The organism is Nostoc sp. UIC 10630, from assembly GCF_010747425.1.
Classification (GTDB): Bacteria; Cyanobacteriota; Cyanobacteriia; order Cyanobacteriales; family Nostocaceae; genus Nostoc.
Map to the genome: position 1 here is coordinate 1 of NZ_JAAGOG010000443.1, position 1,209 is coordinate 1,209.

The 1,209-nt window shown below is 38.5% G+C and carries 1 protein-coding gene; it reads left to right on the forward strand.

Going from position 1 to position 1,209, the window contains the following annotated elements:
- The first annotated feature begins 72 nt into the window (after positions 1-72).
- Positions 73-1,184, forward strand: a protein-coding gene (locus G1O98_RS38270; protein ID WP_202985857.1) for an IS630 family transposase whose coding sequence is annotated in 2 segments (ribosomal slippage) — positions 73-484 and positions 484-1,184 — 1,113 coding nt in all. Because the reading frame shifts where the segments join, the coding sequence is not laid out codon by codon here.
- The last annotated feature ends 25 nt before the right edge of the window (positions 1,185-1,209 follow it).

Below are 1,209 nucleotides of genomic sequence, written 5' to 3' on the forward strand. Positions count from 1 at the left end.
CTAGTAGTTTACCAAGGTAACTTTGCTAAGTAAAACCTCTAATTGGTAAAATAGCCAAAAATGGGGTGTAACATGGCGAAAAAGTACATTGTTGACTTGGATGAAGATGAAGTTTCTCAACTGCAATCGATAATTAAGAAAGGTAAGCATAAGGCAAGAACCATAACCCGTGCAAACATTCTTCTGATGGCAACTGATAGAGAAACGGATCAAGCGATCGCTAGCACAGTTAGAGCGCATGTTGCGACAGTACAACGGATACGGGAAAAATTTGTCATTGGTGGGTTAGATTTTGCTTTAAAGGATGAAGTTCATCCACCAAAACCTAAAAAATTAGATGAAAAGCAAGAAGCATTTTTAATCGCCACTGCTTGTTCTAATCCACCAGTTGGAAGAGTACGTTGGACAATGCAATTATTAGCGGATCATTTAGTGAACGTTGGTATCATAGATTCAATTTCGGACGAAACAGTGCGTCAAACTTTAAAAAAAATGAAATCAAACCGTGGTTAAAAGAACAGTGGTGCATTCCTGAAATTAATGCAGAATATGTTTTCCGAATGGAAGATATCTTGGATTTATACAATGAGCCTTATGATCCTAAACGCCCTGTAGTCTGCTTTGATGAACGTCCCTACCAATTAGTAGAAGAAGTAAGACTTCCTTTGCCACCAGAGCCGGAGCAACCTGAACGTTATGATTTCGAGTACAAACGTAACGGGACAGTAAATTTATTCGCGTGTTTTCAACCCTTGGCTGGATGGCGGCATATTGAAGTTACACAGCGCCGTACAAAAGTAGACTTTGCTCTTCAAATGAAAAAGTTAGTAGATATTGATTACCAAGATGCTGATATTATTCGTTTAGTAGTTGATAACCTAAATATTCATACTCCCAGCGCGTTATATGAAGTTTTTCCACCACAAGAAGCACGTCGAATTATTCAAAAGTTAGAGTTCCACTATACTCCTAAACACGCTTCTTGGCTGAATCAAGTAGAAATTGAATTATCTGTTTTATCTCGCCAATGTTTAGAACGGCGTATTCCTAATGCAGAAACATTAACTTCTGAGATTGCCGCTTGGGAGAAACAACGTAATCAACAAAAAGCCAGTGTCTATTGGGGTTTTCAAACCAAAGATGCTCGCCGAAAAATGCAGCGTTTATATCCAAATATAACCTAGCAAAATTGCCTTGGCAGACTACTAG